Origin of the sequence: Paraburkholderia lebeckiae, assembly GCF_014201005.1 — a bacterium.
Classification (GTDB): domain Bacteria; phylum Pseudomonadota; class Gammaproteobacteria; order Burkholderiales; family Burkholderiaceae; genus Paraburkholderia; species Paraburkholderia tuberum.
On sequence record NZ_JACHDK010000012.1, the window covers coordinates 68,240 to 84,993 of the forward strand.

At 64.2% G+C, this 16,754-nt stretch carries 10 protein-coding genes and 3 pseudogenes; 9 read left to right on the plus strand and 4 right to left on the minus strand.

The annotated features are described in order from the left end of the window. Positions 1-167 precede the first annotated feature (167 nt). Positions 168-491, plus strand: a complete 324-nt coding sequence (locus tag HDG39_RS22370) for a hypothetical protein (RefSeq protein WP_018418368.1) — start codon at positions 168-170, stop codon at positions 489-491. A gap of 368 nt (positions 492-859) precedes the next feature. Here the strand turns inward: HDG39_RS22370 and HDG39_RS22375 are convergent, their stop codons facing one another. Together HDG39_RS22375 and HDG39_RS22380 are read right to left on the minus strand one after the other, a co-directional pair. Further along, positions 860-1,111 (minus strand): hypothetical protein, encoded by a 252-nt coding sequence (locus tag HDG39_RS22375; RefSeq protein WP_184008715.1) that lies wholly within the window; start codon positions 1,109-1,111, stop codon positions 860-862. A gap of 333 nt (positions 1,112-1,444) precedes the next feature. Further along, positions 1,445-1,840, minus strand: a pseudogene (locus tag HDG39_RS22380) (transposase); the annotation flags it as partial. Between the two features lie 403 nt (positions 1,841-2,243). Between HDG39_RS22380 and HDG39_RS22385 the strand changes: the two are divergent. Next, positions 2,244-3,146: a LysR family transcriptional regulator gene (locus tag HDG39_RS22385; protein ID WP_184008717.1), complete on the plus strand. Its 903-nt coding sequence runs from the start codon at positions 2,244-2,246 to the stop codon at positions 3,144-3,146. A 411-nt stretch (positions 3,147-3,557) separates the two neighbouring features. Here HDG39_RS22385 and HDG39_RS22390 read toward each other — a convergent pair whose 3' ends face one another. Further along, positions 3,558-4,688, minus strand: a complete 1,131-nt coding sequence (locus tag HDG39_RS22390; RefSeq protein ID WP_184008719.1) for an IS110 family RNA-guided transposase — start codon at positions 4,686-4,688, stop codon at positions 3,558-3,560. Positions 4,689-4,891: 203 nt separating this feature from the next. On the opposite strand from HDG39_RS22390, the gene HDG39_RS22395 reads away from it, so the two are divergent. The 3 genes from HDG39_RS22395 (at position 4,892) to rluB (ending at position 9,371) form a co-directional block, all read left to right on the plus strand. Then, positions 4,892-6,112 (plus strand): pyridoxal phosphate-dependent aminotransferase, encoded by a 1,221-nt coding sequence (locus HDG39_RS22395; RefSeq protein WP_184008721.1) that lies wholly within the window; start codon positions 4,892-4,894, stop codon positions 6,110-6,112. 373 nt (positions 6,113-6,485) lie between these two features. Further along, the gene (gene scpB / locus HDG39_RS22400; RefSeq protein WP_184008723.1) at positions 6,486-7,529 is read left to right on the plus strand and encodes an SMC-Scp complex subunit ScpB; all 1,044 of its coding nucleotides are present in this window, start codon (positions 6,486-6,488) and stop codon (positions 7,527-7,529) included. Between the two features lie 63 nt (positions 7,530-7,592). Continuing rightward, positions 7,593-9,371 carry a 23S rRNA pseudouridine(2605) synthase RluB gene (rluB, locus tag HDG39_RS22405; RefSeq protein WP_184008725.1) on the plus strand — a complete coding sequence of 593 codons (1,779 nt, stop codon included), beginning with the start codon at positions 7,593-7,595 and terminating at the stop codon, positions 9,369-9,371. Between the two features lie 315 nt (positions 9,372-9,686). On the opposite strand, the pseudogene HDG39_RS22410 reads toward rluB, so the two are convergent. Further along, positions 9,687-10,145, minus strand: a pseudogene (locus HDG39_RS22410) (IS110 family transposase); the annotation flags it as partial. A 252-nt stretch (positions 10,146-10,397) separates the two neighbouring features. Here HDG39_RS22410 and HDG39_RS22415 point away from each other — a divergent pair. The 4 genes and pseudogenes from HDG39_RS22415 to infB form a co-directional block, all read left to right on the plus strand. After that, a pseudogene (locus HDG39_RS22415) lies at positions 10,398-11,300 on the plus strand (IS110 family RNA-guided transposase); the annotation flags it as partial. A gap of 385 nt (positions 11,301-11,685) precedes the next feature. After that, complete coding sequence (gene rimP, locus HDG39_RS22420; RefSeq protein ID WP_006052964.1) at positions 11,686-12,144, plus strand: ribosome maturation factor RimP; 459 nt, start codon at positions 11,686-11,688, stop codon at positions 12,142-12,144. Next, complete coding sequence (gene nusA / locus HDG39_RS22425; protein ID WP_018418361.1) at positions 12,141-13,616, plus strand: transcription termination factor NusA; 1,476 nt, start codon at positions 12,141-12,143, stop codon at positions 13,614-13,616. The genes rimP and nusA overlap by 4 nt, the downstream gene beginning before the upstream one ends. 94 nt (positions 13,617-13,710) lie before the next feature. Beyond that, positions 13,711-16,632 carry a translation initiation factor IF-2 gene (gene infB, locus HDG39_RS22430; RefSeq protein ID WP_184008727.1) on the plus strand — a complete coding sequence of 974 codons (2,922 nt, stop codon included), beginning with the start codon at positions 13,711-13,713 and terminating at the stop codon, positions 16,630-16,632. Positions 16,633-16,754 lie beyond the last annotated feature (122 nt).

Here is a 16,754-nt window from a genome sequence, read left to right on the forward strand (position 1 = left end):
CCGTTCTGACGGGGGTTCCGAAAACGAGACCAGGCAGCACCTGGCGGAAATCCGCTGTCAGACAGGCGGCGAGCTTCTGACCAGGAGCGGGTGCTACGCGCGTCGCCGGTGGCGCAGTGACGCGTGGGCATGAATGTGTCATAGCTGCACTTTAAGAAAGAAGTGAGATGACCACGTATTCCAACGAAGCGGTACTTGAAGCGCTGCGGCGAGCGCAATATCGTCAGGTTCCCTGGGCCAGAAGGCCGGGTGTCTTCCAATATCTTCGCGCGCTGGGGCTGATGGACACCGTTCGCCAGCGAACCGTCGCACCGGCGCCAGGCTTTCATGCTCCCGTCGACATCGCCGTGCTCACCGAACGCGGCAAAGCGGAGTTTGCGCGGCTCGAGCACGACGAGCGTCTGCTCACATGGACAGCGCAACGGATGAACGATTATGTTCTCGGCGCGGCCGAACCGCAGTCCGCCGCGACAGCCGAAGTCAGGTCTTAGCTCAAGGTTCATCGCTTATCTGAACTGAGTCACGGTCCGCCTGAGCCTGTCACCCCCTCGGCGGGCCGTCGCTAACGTCGACCGGTCGCCGTGCGCGTCCGGGGGCGAATCTCGGCTTCCCCATCGACGAGGCGGCGACGCGATCCGCGCAGGCCGTTGCGCGCCTTTCATGCCATCAACGCATCGAGGGCGAAAAAAAGCCCGTATCACGAAGATACGGGCATACCGGAATTACTACTGCCACGCTGTGCTAATGGCGTTGAGTCAGACTGGTGCCGCGTCCGGTGGTTCCCCGTTCGTAAGTGCGCAATGCAAGATACTGGGCACCGCGTCGCGCGACGCGCCGTCCCTAGCTGCGACTTACCGAATCAACGCCGCCGCTGATCCTCACGCGGCGCATCGGGCCGTGCGCGCACATTGCTGGCGATATCGCCGCGCAGATCGCCACGCGGCGTCGGCGGCGTGAAGTCGCGATTATGGGCCTCGCTTTGCTGCCACGCTTCCAGCGTGGCTTGGCGGTCCGGGCGCCAGTTCCACCCTTGCGGGCGTTGTTGCGCAATTGCGGGCGCGGCCATCGATGAAATCACAATGCCGCACAACAGCAGTGACATTGGTTTCATTCCGAAATCCCCCTCAACCTCGAGCCCGTCGACTCAAGGCCTGTTTGCATAAGTATTAAGGTATGCCGGGGTACGAAAGCACGCTGTAATTAATAGTAAATGGATGTTTCACCCGGACCTATCGGGTAGTTTGGGAGTCTGAGGCAGCGCGCAAGCAGCGCTGTGGCGGTCATGCGGGAGGCGCGACGAAAGGGCGCGCGAAGGGGAAAGACAGCGTCTCGAGGCAACCGTCAAATACTGGCGCGTCGTGGGCGCGCACGCAATCGTGGAAAAGTCGGCTCGATAAAAAACCGGGCACCCACAGGCGCCCGGTGACAGCGTAGTTTCGCGTCAGGCCATCTTGACCGGCGCGCGCCACGATTCCGGATTGGTCCAGAACGCGCCGCGTAGACGGTCGCGGCTCGGCGGTGCTGGCGGTTTCGCGGCCGTTGCGCCGATCCGGCCGCGCAGCGAGATTTCGCGGCCGCTCGTGCCAAGCCGTTTCACAATTTCAGCGAGCGTGCCATCGGCTTGCCACTCGTCGAAGCGCCGGCGGCAAGTCGGCGGGGACGGGTAGCGGCCCGGCAACTTGGACCAGCCTTCGCCTGTCGACAACACCCAAAGCACGGCGTTGACCACCGCCCGAGCTTCCACGCGCGGTCGACCGCGCCGTTCGCTGCGCGCCGGCTCGGCGCAGAACAAAGCCTCGACCAGCGCCCACTCGTTATCTCTCAAATCGTCGAACAGCATCATGTTTCACCTCAGCGAAGCTAACTCCGGTGCGCTGCCCCGCGCCGCGCACTCTTCACGCACTCGATGGGCGAGTGCCAAAGGGGACCGGCTTGCCACGGATTGCCATCGGAAATCATGGCGCCGACCCTGTGCGTTTCACAACGCACGAAGTGTGCCAATTTGCTGCCGATTGCCTGAAAGCCCCGTGGCGGCGGGCCAACGCGGGCGCCAACCAGGGCCGTATAAGAATCCAAAAAACCCATCTCGCAAATCGGGACAATCACCAATCTTGGGCAGATAGGCCCGGCCGGCGTGCATCCGCGCCTTTTTGCTGCATTGCAGCGACCGCGTGGACAGTGTTATGCCGCATGGATTTGGTCGTACAATGCGCATCAAACTGCGCTATTGATGAGGTGAACAAATGAATGTGACGCTGCGACAGCTCAGGGTTTTCATCGAGGTGGGGCGCTTGCAAAGCTTCAGTCGGGCCGGCGACGAAATCGGGCTCACGCAGTCGGCGGTCAGTCGCTGCGTGCGCGAGCTCGAAAGCGAGATCGGCCTGAAGCTCATCGATCGCACGACGCGCGAAGTGCAACTAACCGACGTAGGCGGCAACCTCGTGTCGAGCGTGTCGCGACTGCTGTCGGATCTCGACGACGCGTTGCGCGAGATCCGCGAAATCGGCGAGCAGCGCCGCGGACGCGTGGTGGTCGCGGCGAGCCCGACCGTCGCGTGCCGGCTGATGCCGCGCGTAGTCGCGTCGTGCGGACAGCAGTTTCCTTATGTGACGCTTGGGCTGCGCGACGACGTGCAAAGCGACGTAGTGCGCAAGGTGAAGTCGGGTGAAGTGGACTTCGGCGTGATCATCGGCCCGTTCTCCGACGACGATCTGCTCAGCGAGACGCTGATGACGGACTCGTTCTGCATCGTGTCGCGTGACGATCACCGGCTCGCCGCGCGCAAGCAGGTTACGTGGAAGGACCTCGACGGCGAGCAACTCGTGATGCTCGATTATGCGTCCGGCAGCCGCCCCCTCATCGATGCCGTGATGCAGGCGCAGGGCGTGAACGCTACCGTGGTGCAGGAACTCGGCCATTCGGCGACGGTGTTCGGGCTCGTCGAGGCGGGCGTCGGGATCAGCGTGCTGCCGTGGCTCGCGCTGCCGCTGCCGGCGGGGGCGGCGCTGGTCGCGCGTCCGCTGGTGCCGCGAGCGGAACGCCGCGTCGAACTGGTGCGGCGGCGCGACCGGTCGCTGTCGCCCGCGGCCGAGGCGGTGTGGGATCTGATCCGCCAGTTGCCGGGCCGGGCCGAGGAGTTGAATTAACGGGAGGGATCGCGTGCGATCCGTCCGACTGGTGGATTGGCGCCGGGCGCGGCCCGCCGTCCACACGCCGCCTACTGCTACGCGCTTCGCCGCTGTCCGGTTACCCGGCCCGCTCATATGACTCCCGGTGTCAATCGGGATCGGTTTTTCAGTTTCTCGAATTCATATTGTTGGAATTTCCTGAGGGCGACGTAGCAGTACATCTCGACGGTGGATCATGCTGATATCCGCGGGTTGGGTACCGCATTACAGAGGTCCGTCCGATGAGCCTTCCGCTATCTAAAGCCGCAAGTCGGATGCAATCCGTTGCGTAGCGGGCTCGCGGGTTACTCACGTGCCGGGCTACGCCGCCTTCAGGAAACTCCTCCTCCAGTCGTTGGGGTGGGTAGGGGTTACTGCTCGTGTGTTATGTCAGGCCGTCAGGCCCTCGCGCCGTGTGGCAAGCGACATCGATTGCCGACTGATGTCCCAAATGAACCCGGCGAGTTCACGGGCGATGGCGACCACCGCGATGTTCTTCTGCTTGCCGCGCGCGACGAGCTTCCGGTAGCGCCGACACAGGCGAAGCTGCGCGTCCCAGGCGCGGTCAACGATGGGCTTCGGGATGCCTTCGTGCCGGCGCTGGATCTCGGGGCTCACGCGGGCGGGGTACTGGTAGCTCCAGGCGGCTTCGACCAGCAGTTTTCGCGCGTAGCTGTTGCCGTTCTTCGTGATGCTGCCCTGACGGCGCTTGTCGCCCGACGAGTGTTCCGAAGGCGTCACGCCCAGCCAGGCCATCAGCTGACGCGGATGCGTGAAGCGTGACAGATCGCCCAGCTCGGCGAGCATGCCCACCGCCGTGGTGAACTGCACGCCGCGCATGGTCTGCAGGCCCAGCACGGCCGGATAAAAGCGCCAGTTGAGGACCGCCTCGCGCAGCGCGGCTTCGAGACGCTCGCATTGCGCGAGGCGGTCCTCAATGGTGCGCCGAAGCTCCTCGAACGCGAGTTGCTGCCATGGGCTGTCAAAGGCATACGTGCTCAGCCAGCGCCGGTGCGTCGGCCCCCAGTCGGCTCGGCCGGTGTAGCGCACGCCGTGCGAGAGCAGAAAGGCTTTCAGTCGTTGCCGGGCACGCTTCAGATCGTCCTTCGCGCTCACCCACGCGCGCGCCAGATCGCGGAACGCTTCGTCTTCCACGCTGGGCACGTACACCGCTGACAGGTCGCCGGCGCGCAGCGATCGCACGAGCTTGACCGCATCGCGTCGATCGGTCTTGACGCGCTCGCCGGGCTTCCTGGGAATCAACGATGGTGCGCACACCATGCACTCGAATCCCTTCTGCACGAGCTGACGGTAAAGCCCGTAGCCGCATGGACCCGCCTCGTAGACAACGCGGATGTGCCGCGCTTTCGACTGCAGGCGCTTGCACAGGCGATCGATATCCGTCTTTGTCGTACCAATCTTGCCAGGCAGTTCGACTTCGCCTGCGCCGAGCGCATAGGCAACCGTGATCGAGTCCTTGTGAACGTCAAGACCCACGTAGAGCGTGCTATCGTGTTCCATGCTGGCCTCCGTGTCGGAAATCGCCGGGTGTGGCCCTGTCCACACCGTGCGGCTCTGGCGGCAATGCTAACCCGCGTTTGATTCCTCACGGCGGGCCAGCCTTTGCCTCACGGGAGTCATACTGTCTAAACTACCACCTTCATCGCGCACGCCTTCGCGGTTGCGCCCCGAGCCTCTTATCCTTCACCCACCCGGAAGCCTCGATGAGCGAATTGGACCTGCCCGTGCCCTCCATCCCAATTGCGCGCGACGCCGTACGCGCGCTGCGTCCATCGCAAATCCGTGAAGTCGCGAACGCCGGTTTCGGCGTCGACGACGTGCTGCCGTTCTGGTTTGGCGAGTCCGATCGCGTCACACCCGCATTCATCCGCGACGCCGCGAGCGCTGCGCTCGCCGCCGGCGCGACGTTTTACACGCACAATCTCGGCATCGCGCCATTGCGCGCGGCACTCGCGGGCTACGTCAGCGAGTTGCACGGGGCGACGTCGCCCGAGCACGTCGCGGTCACGAGCGCGGGCGTCAACGCGCTGATGCTCGCCGCGCAGCTGGTGGTCGGCGGCGGCGACCGCGTCGTCGCGGTGACGCCGCTATGGCCGAATCTGGTCGAAATCCCGAAGATTCTCGGCGCGCATGTCGAAACCGTCGCGCTCGGCTACGGGGAACGCGGCTGGGAGCTCGACGTGGGGCAATTGCTGACCGCGCTGACGCCTGACACGAAGATGCTGATGATCAACTCGCCGAACAACCCGACCGGCTGGGTGATGAATCGCGACGACCAGCGCAGCGTGCTCGAACACTGCCGGCGGCACGGCATCTGGATCGTCGCAGACGAGGTCTATGAGCGACTCTACTATCCCGGCGACGACGCCGCCCAGGCGGCCGGTGTGCGCACCGCGCCATCGTTTCTCGACCTCGCAACACGCGACGAACGCGTGATCTGCGTGAATTCGTTCTCGAAAGCCTGGCTGATGACGGGGTGGCGGCTCGGCTGGATCGTCGCGCCGACCGCGTTGATGAACGACCTGGCGAAGCTGGTCGAGTACAACACTTCGTGCGCGCCGTCGTTTGTGCAGCAGGCGGGCATCGCGGCGCTCCAACGGGGCGAGCGCTTTACGCAGCAGCTGGTGCGCGATCTGAGGACGTCGCGCGATCATCTGGTGCGCGCGCTGTCGGCGGTTCCCGGCGTCGATGTGAAGGCTCCGCTGGGCGCGATGTATCTGTTCTTCTCGATGCCGGGCTCGACGCGCAGTCTCGATTTGTGCAAGGCGATGGTGCGGGAGGCCGGGCTCGGCGTGGCACCGGGCAGCGCGTTCGGGCCGCAGGGCGAGGGGTTCGTGCGCTGGTGCTACGCGTGCGATACGGTGCGGCTCGATACCGGCGTCGAGCGCTTGACGCGGTTTCTGGCGCGCCACGCCGGTGCCTGAGCATGCGGCCTCGTACGCCCGCGCTCCGTCTTAACTTGCCGCGAGCGGCGAAAAGCCGCGAATCGTGAGAATCTTGTTGCTGTCGACTCGACCCGGGCGGGCGCGGGGCACACTGTTCAGCGCCGCAGCGGAAGATGCAGGGCAGATCGCGGCTTTACGCCCCGGTCGTTTTTGCGTAATATGGCGCTCAGTCACGCGGTTCCTTTCAGGAATATCGCCGCTCCGTCCGGCTGGGTCTGGCTCGATAAGTCTGTTCGCCACCCCCCGGTGCGTGCTCCCATCAATATGACCGATCAAAATCGGGCGAGCGCGTCTTCAGTTCCACATCGTCTGTTTGATCCGGTTCTTTGACCACAGGGTCTGACCTAGCTGCATGAATACCCAAGAGGCGAAGATCGTCCTCGAGACTGCCTTGATCTGCGCGCAGGAGCCGTTAAAGCTCGGCGAATTGCGCAAGCTCTTTGCCGACGGCGTGTCGGCAGACACTGTTCGGACCTTGCTCGAAGACCTGAAGCGGGACTGGTCTGGGCGCGGTGTGGAGCTGGTCGGGCTGGCGTCGGGCTGGCGGTTTCAAAGCAAGCCCGCGATGCGTTCGTACCTGGATCGGCTGCATCCGGAAAAACCGCCGAAATATTCGCGCGCGGTGCTCGAAACGCTCGCGATCATTGCCTACCGGCAACCGGTGACGCGGGGCGATATCGAAGAAATTCGCGGTGTGACGGTGAATACGCAGGTCGTCAAGCAGCTCGAGGATCGCGGCTGGATCGAGGTGATCGGTCATCGCGACGTGCCGGGGCGTCCGGCGCTGTATGCGACCACGCGCCAGTTCCTCGATGACCTTGGCCTAACGGCGCTTGACGAGTTGCCTCCGCTTGCCGATCCGTCCGCACAACTGAACGCGGATCTGCTGGGTCAGCACGCGATCGAGTTTGCCGAGGGCGACGCGCAAAGCCTGCAGCAGCCGGTGCAGGATGCCGGGCACGACATGGCGGGTGAGGCTGGCGAGCCGGCTCCGCCGGAAGCGGCGCAGCACGCCGCGTCGGGATTTGAAGCAGCGCCGCCCGAGACGGTAGCCGAGTCGACGCTCGAACCGGAACCCCGTGCGGAAGCGAGCGGGCAGGCCGGCACGACGAATGCGTCAGACGCGTCGAGCGCGCCGCACGACACGCAACAACAGCCCGAACCGGCACCCACGGCAGCGCAGACCAGCGTCGCCGGCTCGGCACAGCATTACGATCCGGTCGCCCAGACCGATCCGGCAACACCCGCGCACGGCTCGGGCGTAGCTCGCAATACGGAGCACGCTGCCGAGCCGAACCCGATCGAGGCGGCGCACGACGATCCCGAGGATCGCCGCGATGCCGCGCAGGACGCAGGTTTTCTGACCGACGACGAAACCGAGTCGCGCAGCGCCTGACGTAACCGAACTTTTTTGCCGCGCCCGCAACGGGCGCGCGCGACCTGACATTTTGAGGTTGTTTTGACACATACCCACGACACCGATTCGTCCGAATCCGAGCGCCCCGTGCCGTCGGCACGGACCGACGAACGCACTACGCAAGCGTCGACAGGCGAGGGCGAGCGCCCGGCTCATGGCGCGGCGGAAGCAGAGGGCGAAGAGCGCCCCCGCCGCGGTCTGCGTCGCGGGCCGCGCAGCCTGATCGCGCGACGCCGCGCCGGCGCGAAGACGAAGGCAGCCGAGGGCGCGCCCGCGCAAGGCGCGCAGGTCGTCGCCGAAACGCCGCCGGACGGCGAGGTCGTCGCCCAGGTCCGCACGCCGCGCAAGGACGCGGGTGCGAAACAGGGCGGGCGTCGTAACGCCGGCGGTGCGAAGCGCGAGGGCGCGTCACGCGAAGACCAGCGCGAACGTCAGCCGCGCGAAGGTCAACGTGAGGGCCAGCGCCAGAATCGCCGCGGCGCCGATGCGGCCGCGGAGTCAGCTCAGGACGATCTGTTCTCATACGTGACGTCGCCCGCATTCGATGCCGACAACACCACGACTGGCGGCGTACGCGCGCCGATGCTGCGCCGAGGCAAGGCAGCGGGCCCGAAGCGCGTGCTGTCGCCCGATGACGACGCGCCGAAGCTGCACAAGGTGCTCGCCGAGGCGGGCATGGGCTCGCGCCGCGACATGGAAGAGCTGATCATCGCCGGCCGCGTGTCGGTGAACGGCGAACCGGCGCACATCGGCCAGCGCATCATGCCGACCGACCAGGTCCGCATCAACGGCAAGCCGGTCAAGCGCAAGGTCGCCGGCAAGCCGCCGCGCGTGCTGCTGTACCACAAACCGACCGGCGAAATCGTCAGCCACGCGGACCCGGAAGGCCGTCCATCGGTGTTCGACAAGCTGCCACCGATGAAAACCGCCAAGTGGGTCGCGGTCGGGCGTCTCGACTTCAACACTGAAGGTCTGCTGATGCTGACCACCTCGGGCGATCTCGCGAACCGGTTCATGCATCCGCGTTATAGCGTCGAGCGCGAATACGCGGTGCGTGTCGTCGGGGAACTCGCCGAGGGTATGCGTCAGAAGCTGCTAAACGGCGTCGAACTCGAGGACGGCCCGGCGAATTTCTTGCGCATCCGCGACGGCGGCGGCGAAGGCACGAATCACTGGTACCACGTCGCGCTCGCCGAAGGGCGGAATCGCGAGGTACGCCGAATGTTCGAAGCGGCCGGCCTGATGGTCAGCCGGTTGATCCGTACGCGCCATGGCCCGATCTCCCTGCCGCGTGGTCTGAAGCGCGGCCGCTGGGAAGAACTCGAGGACAATCAGGTGCGCGCACTGATGGCATCGGTCGGCCTGAAGGCGCCGACTGAGGAGCGCGGTAGCCGCAATGCGGCGCCGGAGCGTCGTCAGCCGGATCCGATGCAGACGTCGATGGGCTTTATCAATCGCGAGCCGGTGCTGATGTCGCACAGCCGCTTCGAGCAGCAGCCGCGCGGACAGGGTCGCCGTGGCGCGGCGGGTGGTGGCTTCGGCGCGGGCATGGGGGGCGGCACTGGTTCTGGTGTCGGTGTGGGCAATCGCGGCGCCGGGGGGCAGCGCGGCCGCGACGTCGACGGCAATCGCGCGTCGTCGCCCAACGGCGACCGTGCGCGCACTGGGGGCAAGCGGGCTAGCGCGGCCGGCAACAGCGGCGGCAATCGAGGGCCGGGCGGCAATCGTGGCGGCAACGCCAACCGTACCGGCGGCAACGCGGGTTCGGGCGGCGCGAATCGTGGCGGCGGCACGGCGCGCGGTCGCTCGCGCGGCCGTTGAGCGGGGCGCTGTACCGCGTTTGAGGGGTGGCCGTTGAACGGCCATACCCTTCGTGCAGTTCGCATGACCTGCCAGGCTGATATGACTTCCGGTGTCAATCGCGATCGGTTTTTTAGTTTCCCGAATTCATGTTGCCGGAATTTCCTCAGGGCGGCGTAGCAGTACATTTCGACGGTGGATCAAACTGATATCCGCGGGTTGGTTACCGCACTACAGATGTCCGTCCAATGAGCCTGCCGCTATCTAGAACCGCAAGTCGGATGCAGTAGTCCGTTGCGTAGCCTGGTCGCGGGTTACTCGTCCCATGCGAGAGTAGAAAGGCTTCACGCGTTCCCGTGCGCGCTTCAGGTCGTCTTTGGCGCCACCCACGTCCGTGCCAGATCGCGGAACGCTTCGTCGTCCTCGCTCGGCACGTACACTGCGGAGAGGTCACCGGCGCGCAAAGACCGCACAAGCTTGATCGCATCACGCCGGTCCGTCTTGACCCGTTCACCCGGTTTTTTCGGAATCAGCGATGGGGCGCACACCATGCACCCGAATCTATTCTGCACGAACTGCCGGTAAAGTCCGAAGCCGCATGGACCGGCCTCGTAGACAACGCAGATGTACCGCGCTTTCGACTGCAGGCGCCTGCACAGGTAATCGATATCCGCCTGCGTCGTGCCGATCTTGCCCAGCAGTTCGACTTCGCCCGGGCCCTGCGCATACGCGACTGTGATCGAGTCCTTGGGTATGTACATCGAGACCGACGTACAGCGTGCTATCGTTTTCCATGCTGGCCTCCGTGCCGAAAATCGCCGGAAGCGGCCTTGTCCGCACTGTGCTGCTCCGGCTGCAATGCTAACCCGCGCTTGATTTCTCACGGCAGGCCAGCCATTGCCTCACGGAAATGGAATGGACGCCTCCCACCGCGCGAGTGGTGGAAGCGATGAACAGACACACCTACTCACTCACGGACCGACCGTATCGGTACGGTCGGAATGGAAGATCTTTGAGGTCTTCAGCGCCAACCGGAGGAGGTCTGCCATGAACCATACGGCCGTAGGCGTCGACATTGCCAAAAGCGTCTTTCAGGTGCACTGGGTCGACCCGCACACAGGTGAAGTTGTCGACAAGGCAGTCAGGCGAGACAGGTTTCTCGGCTACTTCGCGAACCGGGAACCTTGCCTGATCGGTATGGAAGCGTGCGGCGGGTCGCAGCATTGGGCACGCCAGCTCACGACGATGGGTCACCAGGTGAAGCTGATGCCGCCGAAGTTCGTCAAGGCGTTCAACATCGGCAACAAGAACGATCCAGCGGATGCGCGCGCCATCTGGATGGCTACACGGATACCCAGCAAGCCGGTCGCGGTCAAGGCGGAAGCGCAGCAGGCCGTGCTGGCACTGCACCGGATGCGGCAGCAACTGGTGAAGTTCCGCACGATGCAGATCAATAGTCTGCGAGGCCTGCTGACCGAGTACGGCGAAGTGATGGGCAAGGGCCGCGAGGCCCTGGACAAGGCTATACCGGGAATTCTGGCCAAGCTGTCGGACCGTTTGCCTGCCATGCTGATCGATACGTTACGGGAACAGTGGAGTGGCCTGACGGGGCTGGACCGGCAAATTGCCGGGATGGAACAACGCCTGCAGGCATGGATGAAAGACGACGTCGCATGCCAGACAATCGCGGCCATACCGGGCGTCGGCTTGTTGAGCGACACGGCGGTTGTCGCGACCATGGGCGACGCGAAGGCCTTTCGCTCCGGTCGGGAATTCGCAGCCTGACTCGGCCTGGCGCCCAAATAAACGGGCTCTGGGGGCAAGGTTCAACTGCTCGGTATCAGCAAGAGAGGCGACACCTACGCGCGAACGCTGCTGATTCACGGCGCCCGTAGTGTGCAGCGACATCCAGACAAGGCCGGCGCATGGGTCGAGCAGCTCGGCAAACGCGCTGCAAATTGTTGGCGTAGCCCGACCGGCTCCCTTTCCCGACGGCTCGGGCGACCTTGCAAAAGCCCGGATTTGCCGCCACATTGTCGAAAGATTCCTATCAAATCAAGCGGAAATGCGCATCGCCCGGCGTTCCGCAGATTGCGTTTGGGCCGAAAAATGGCTACAATCGCGAAGTCGCTGGGCGTACGGTTTCATCATGTGCGGCTCAGGTGCGACCACCGGCAATAAGATGATGGGCGTTCAGCCCATTTTTTTTTGCCGCTCAGTTCATCGTGGTTCGGCATCTCGGGTTCGCACGAACGTGCGCCGGCTTGGCGCGCGGCCCGCATTGGTTGTTTGCAGAAGAGGCGAGGCTCGCTGCGCGAACATCTAAGAGGGCACTGTGCAACTGACGGAACTGATTGAAACCACGGTCGTGGGACTCGGCTACGAGCTCGTCGATCTCGAGCGCACCGGGCGCGGCATGTTGTGTATCTATATCGACCAGCCAGCCGGCATCGCAATCGAAGACTGCGAGAAAGTCACGCGTCAGCTCCAGCACGTTCTGACGGTCGAAAATATTGATTACGAGCGGCTCGAAGTATCGTCGCCCGGTCTCGACCGCCCGCTGAAAAAACTGGCGGATTTTGAACGTTTCGCGGGCAGCGAAGCGGTTATCACACTGAAAAAGCCATTGGACGGTCGGAAGTCGTACCGGGGTATTTTGCATGCTCCGCAGGGCGAGACGATCGGTCTGGAATTTGAAGGAAAAGAAGGTGCCGCGATGCTCGATTTCACGCTCGCGGACATGGACAAGGCGCGCCTTGTTCCGAAAGTTGACTTTAGGAGCCGCAAACAATGAGTCGCGAAGTGTTGATGCTGGTGGATGCGCTGGCACGCGAGAAGAATGTCGACAAGGACGTGGTATTTGCCGCGCTCGAAGCGGCTCTCGCTTCGGCCTCCAAGAAACTCTTCGAAGAAGATGCGGACATCCGCGTCCACATCGACCGTGAAAGCGGCGAGCACGAAACGTTTCGCCGCTGGAAGGTGGTGCCGGACGAAGCAGGTCTGCAGGAACCGGATCAGGAAATTCTGCTGTTCGAGGCGCGCGAGCAGCAGCCCGATATTCAGCTCGACGAGTTCATCGAGGAGCCGGTTCCGTCGATCGAATTCGGCCGTATCGGCGCGCAGGCCGCCAAGCAGGTGATCCTGCAGAAGGTGCGCGACGCCGAGCGCGAGCAGATTCTGAGCGACTTCCTCGAGCGCGGCGAACACATCATGACCGGCTCGGTGAAGCGTCTCGACAAGGGCAACTTCATCGTCGAATCGGGCCGCGTCGAAGCGTTGCTGCGCCGCGACCAGCTGATCCCGAAGGAAAACCTTCGGGTGGGCGACCGCGTGCGCGCGTATATCGCGAAGGTCGACCGCACCGCGCGTGGTCCGCAGATCGAGCTGTCGCGTACGGCGCCGGAATTCCTGATGAAGCTGTTCGAGATGGAAGTGCCGGAAATCGAGCAGGGCCTGCTCGAGATCAAAGCGGCGGCTCGCGATCCGGGCGTGCGTGCGAAGATCGGCGTGGTGGCTTATGACAAGCGCATCGATCCGATCGGCACTTGCGTCGGTATTCGCGGCTCGCGCGTGCAGGCCGTACGCAACGAGCTCGGTGGCGAAAACGTTGACATCGTGCTATGGTCGGAAGACCCCGCCCAGTTCGTGATCGGCGCGCTCGCGCCGGCAGCCGTGCAGTCGATCGTCGTCGATGAAGAAAAGCATTCGATGGACGTCGTCGTCGACGAGAACGAACTCGCGGTTGCGATCGGCCGCAGCGGCCAGAACGTGCGGCTTGCCAGCGAGCTCACCGGCTGGCAGATCAACATCATGACGCCGGACGAATCTGCGCAGAAGCAGAATCAGGAACGCGGCGTCCTGCGCGACCTGTTCATGGCGCGTCTCGATGTCGACGAGGAAGTCGCCGACATCCTGATCGACGAAGGCTTCACGAGCCTCGAAGAGATCGCCTACGTGCCGCTCAACGAAATGCTCGAAATCGAGGCATTCGACGAAGACACCGTTCACGAACTGCGCAACCGCTCGCGCGACGCGCTGTTGACGATGGCGATCGCGAACGAAGAAAAGGTCGAGAATGTAGCGCTCGACCTGAAGAGCCTGGACGGCATGGACGCCGACCTGCTCGCGAAACTGGCCGAACATCAGATCCAGACGCGCGACGAACTCGCCGAGCTGGCCGTGGATGAACTGGTCGAGATGACTGGGATGGGAGAGGATGCCGCTAAGGCGTTGATCATGAAAGCACGTGAACACTGGTTCCAGTGAGAAATGACCATGGCGCACTGAATTGAACGCGGCCGTCAGGCCGCATGACCCGATGCTAACCGCAAGGAATCGGTCCTTGCATTAAGAGGAATGAATGGCGAGTAACAACGTAGCCCAATTTGCCGCGGAACTGAAAATGCCTGCAGGCGTGCTGCTTGAGCAGCTGCAGGCAGCTGGCGTCACAAAAGCGAGCGAAGCCGACTCCTTGTCCGAAACGGACAAGGCGCGTCTGCTCGACCACTTGCGCAAGTCTCACGGCTCGACTGATGCAGACAAGCGCAAGATCACGCTGACGAAACGGCATACGTCGGAGATCAAGCAGTCCGATGCGACGGGCAAAGCTCGCACCATTCAGGTCGAGGTGCGCAAGAAGCGCACGTTCGTCCGCCGCGACGAGACCGTCGCGGAAGGCGGGGATGCATCGAATCATGTGGCCGAGAACGCGGACGCCGAAGATCTCGAACTGCAGCGTCGTGAGGAAGAAGCACGTCACGAAGCCGAGCTGCTCGAAAAGCAGGCGCAGGAGCTGAAGGCGCGCCAGGAACAGCTCGAGCGCGAAGAAGCCGAGCGTCAGGCGCGCGAGCAGTCCGCGGAAGCCGAGCGTCAGCGCGCGGAAGAAGATGCGAAGAAGCGCGCAGCGGCTGCGGCCGAGGCGGCGGCTCGCGAGAAGGCCCAGCAGGCGGCGGCGAAAGCCGCTGCACCGGTTGCCGAGAAGGCAAGCGAGCAGGACGACGAACGCGCGGCAGCGGAACGCGCCGCGCAACGCGAAGCCGCGAAGAAAGCGGAAGACGCCGCGCGAGTGGCCGCCGAGAAGGCGCGCGCCGAACAGGAGGAAATCGCCAAGCGCCGCGCGGCGGCCGAAGCCGAAGCGCGCGCGATTCGCGAAATGATGAACACGCCGCGCAAGGCGCAGGTGAAGGCGCCGGAACCGGCACCGAAGCCCGCCGAGCCGGCCAAGGCGGCCGAAGCCAAGGGCACGCTGCACAAGCCGGCGCGTCCGGCTGGTGAAGCACCGGCGCGCCCGGCAGCCAGGAAGCCGTCAGCCGCCGCGACTCCGGCGCCCGCGAGCGCACCGTCGGCGGGCGACAAGAAGAAGCCGGGCGGCGGAAAGAGCGGCTGGCAGGACGACGCAGCGAAGCGCCGCGGCATCAAGACGCGCGGCGATTCGAGCGGCGGCGTCGATCGTGGCTGGCGCGGCGGTCCGAAGGGGCGTGGCAAGCATCAGGAGCAGGCCACCACGTTCCAGGCGCCGACCGAACCGATCGTGCGTGAAGTGCATGTGCCGGAAACCATCACGGTCGCGGATCTCGCGCACAAGATGGCGGTGAAGGCTTCGGAAGTCATCAAGGTGATGATGAAGCTCGGCCAGATGGTCACGATCAACCAGATGCTGGACCAGGAAACGGCGATGATCATCGTCGAGGAACTGGGCCACCATGCGCTCGCGGCGAAGCTGGACGATCCGGAAGCCATGCTGGTCGAAGGCGAAGCGAGCGACGCCGAAGCGCTGCCACGTCCGCCGGTCGTCACGGTGATGGGCCACGTCGACCACGGCAAGACCTCGCTGCTCGACTACATCCGCCGCGCGAAGGTTGCGGCAGGCGAAGCTGGCGGTATTACGCAGCACATCGGCGCCTACCACGTCGAAACGCCGCGCGGCGTGATCACGTTCCTCGACACGCCGGGTCACGAAGCCTTTACGGCAATGCGTGCCCGCGGTGCAAAGGCGACCGATATCGTGATCCTGGTGGTGGCCGCCGACGACGGCGTGATGCCGCAGACGAAGGAAGCGATCTCCCACGCGAAGGCTGGCGGCGTGCCGCTCGTCGTCGCGATCAACAAGATCGACAAGCCGGAAGCGAATCCGGATCGCGTGAAGCAAGAGCTCGTCACGGAAGGCGTCGTGCCGGAAGAGTACGGCGGCGACTCGCCGTTCGTGCCGGTGTCGGCGAAGACCGGCACGGGCATCGACGATCTGCTCGAAAACGTGCTGCTGCAGGCCGAGGTGCTGGAGCTGAAGGCACCGGTCGAATCGCCGGCCAAGGGTCTCGTCATCGAAGCGAAGCTCGACAAGGGTAAGGGTCCGGTCGCAACGATCCTCGTCCAGTCGGGCACGCTGAACCGCGGCGACGTCGTGCTGGCAGGCAGCGCCTACGGTCGCGTGCGTGCCATGCTCGACGAAACCGGCAAGCCGACCAAGTCCGCGGGTCCGTCGATCCCGGTCGAAATCCAGGGTCTGTCGGAAGTGCCGCAGGCTGGCGAAGAAGTAATCGTGATGCCGGACGAGCGCAAGGCGCGTGAAGTTGCGCTGTTCCGTCAGGGCAAGTTCCGCGACGTCAAGCTCGCAAAGCAGCAGGCCGCGAAGCTCGAGAACATGCTCGAGCAGATGGGCGAGGGCGAAGTGCAGTACCTGCCGCTCATCGTCAAGGCCGACGTGCAGGGTTCGCAGGAAGCGCTGGTGCAGTCGCTGCAGAAGCTCTCCACCGACGAAGTACGTGTGCAGATCGTGCACGGAGCGGTCGGCGGCATCAGCGAGTCGGACGTCAATCTCGCGACGGCGTCGAAGGCGGTCATCATCGGCTTCAACACCCGCGCGGATGCGCAGGCTCGCAAGCTCGCGGAAGCGAATGGCGTCGACATCCGCTACTACAACATCATCTACGACGCCGTGGATGAGGTGAAGGCGGCAATGTCGGGCATGCTGGCGCCGGAGAAGCGCGAAGTCGTGACGGGCACGGTCGAAGTACGCCAGGTATTCAAGGTGCCGAAGGTCGGCACGGTGGCCGGCTGTATGGTCACGGACGGTTTCGTCAAGCGCTCGTCGTCGGTGCGCGTGCTGCGCAACAACGTAGTCATCTTCACGGGCGAGCTCGATTCGCTCAAGCGGTTCAAGGACGATGTGAAGGAAGTCCGTCAGGGCTTCGAGTGCGGTATGTCGATCAAGAACTTCAACGATATCGTCGAAGGCGACCAGTTCGAAGTCTTCGAGGTCACCGAAGTCGCGCGTACGCTGTAATTCACGCGGCACGTCACAACGGGCGGAACGGGCTTGACGCCCGCTCCGCCCGTTGTTTTTGAGCCAGCAGTGTCGAGTTTGTTGCTGGCTTGGTTGCCGCGTTCGTCGCAAATGGACTCTCA

Bases quoted from the DNA above. Each gene is read 5' to 3' on its own strand.
- scpB (WP_184008723.1), top strand. From the start codon at position 6,486: ATGAATACCCAAGAGGCGAAGATCGTCCTCGAGACTGCCTTGATCTGC.
- nusA (WP_018418361.1), top strand. From the start codon at position 12,141: ATGAGTCGCGAAGTGTTGATGCTGGTGGATGCGCTGGCACGCGAGAAG.
- infB (WP_184008727.1), top strand. From the start codon at position 13,711: ATGGCGAGTAACAACGTAGCCCAATTTGCCGCGGAACTGAAAATGCCT.
- HDG39_RS22370 (WP_018418368.1), top strand. From the start codon at position 168: ATGACCACGTATTCCAACGAAGCGGTACTTGAAGCGCTGCGGCGAGCG.
- HDG39_RS22395 (WP_184008721.1), top strand. From the start codon at position 4,892: ATGAGCGAATTGGACCTGCCCGTGCCCTCCATCCCAATTGCGCGCGAC.
- HDG39_RS22390 (WP_184008719.1), bottom strand. From the start codon at position 4,688: ATGGAACACGATAGCACGCTCTACGTGGGTCTTGACGTTCACAAGGAC.
- HDG39_RS22385 (WP_184008717.1), top strand. From the start codon at position 2,244: ATGAATGTGACGCTGCGACAGCTCAGGGTTTTCATCGAGGTGGGGCGC.
- HDG39_RS22375 (WP_184008715.1), bottom strand. From the start codon at position 1,111: ATGAAACCAATGTCACTGCTGTTGTGCGGCATTGTGATTTCATCGATG.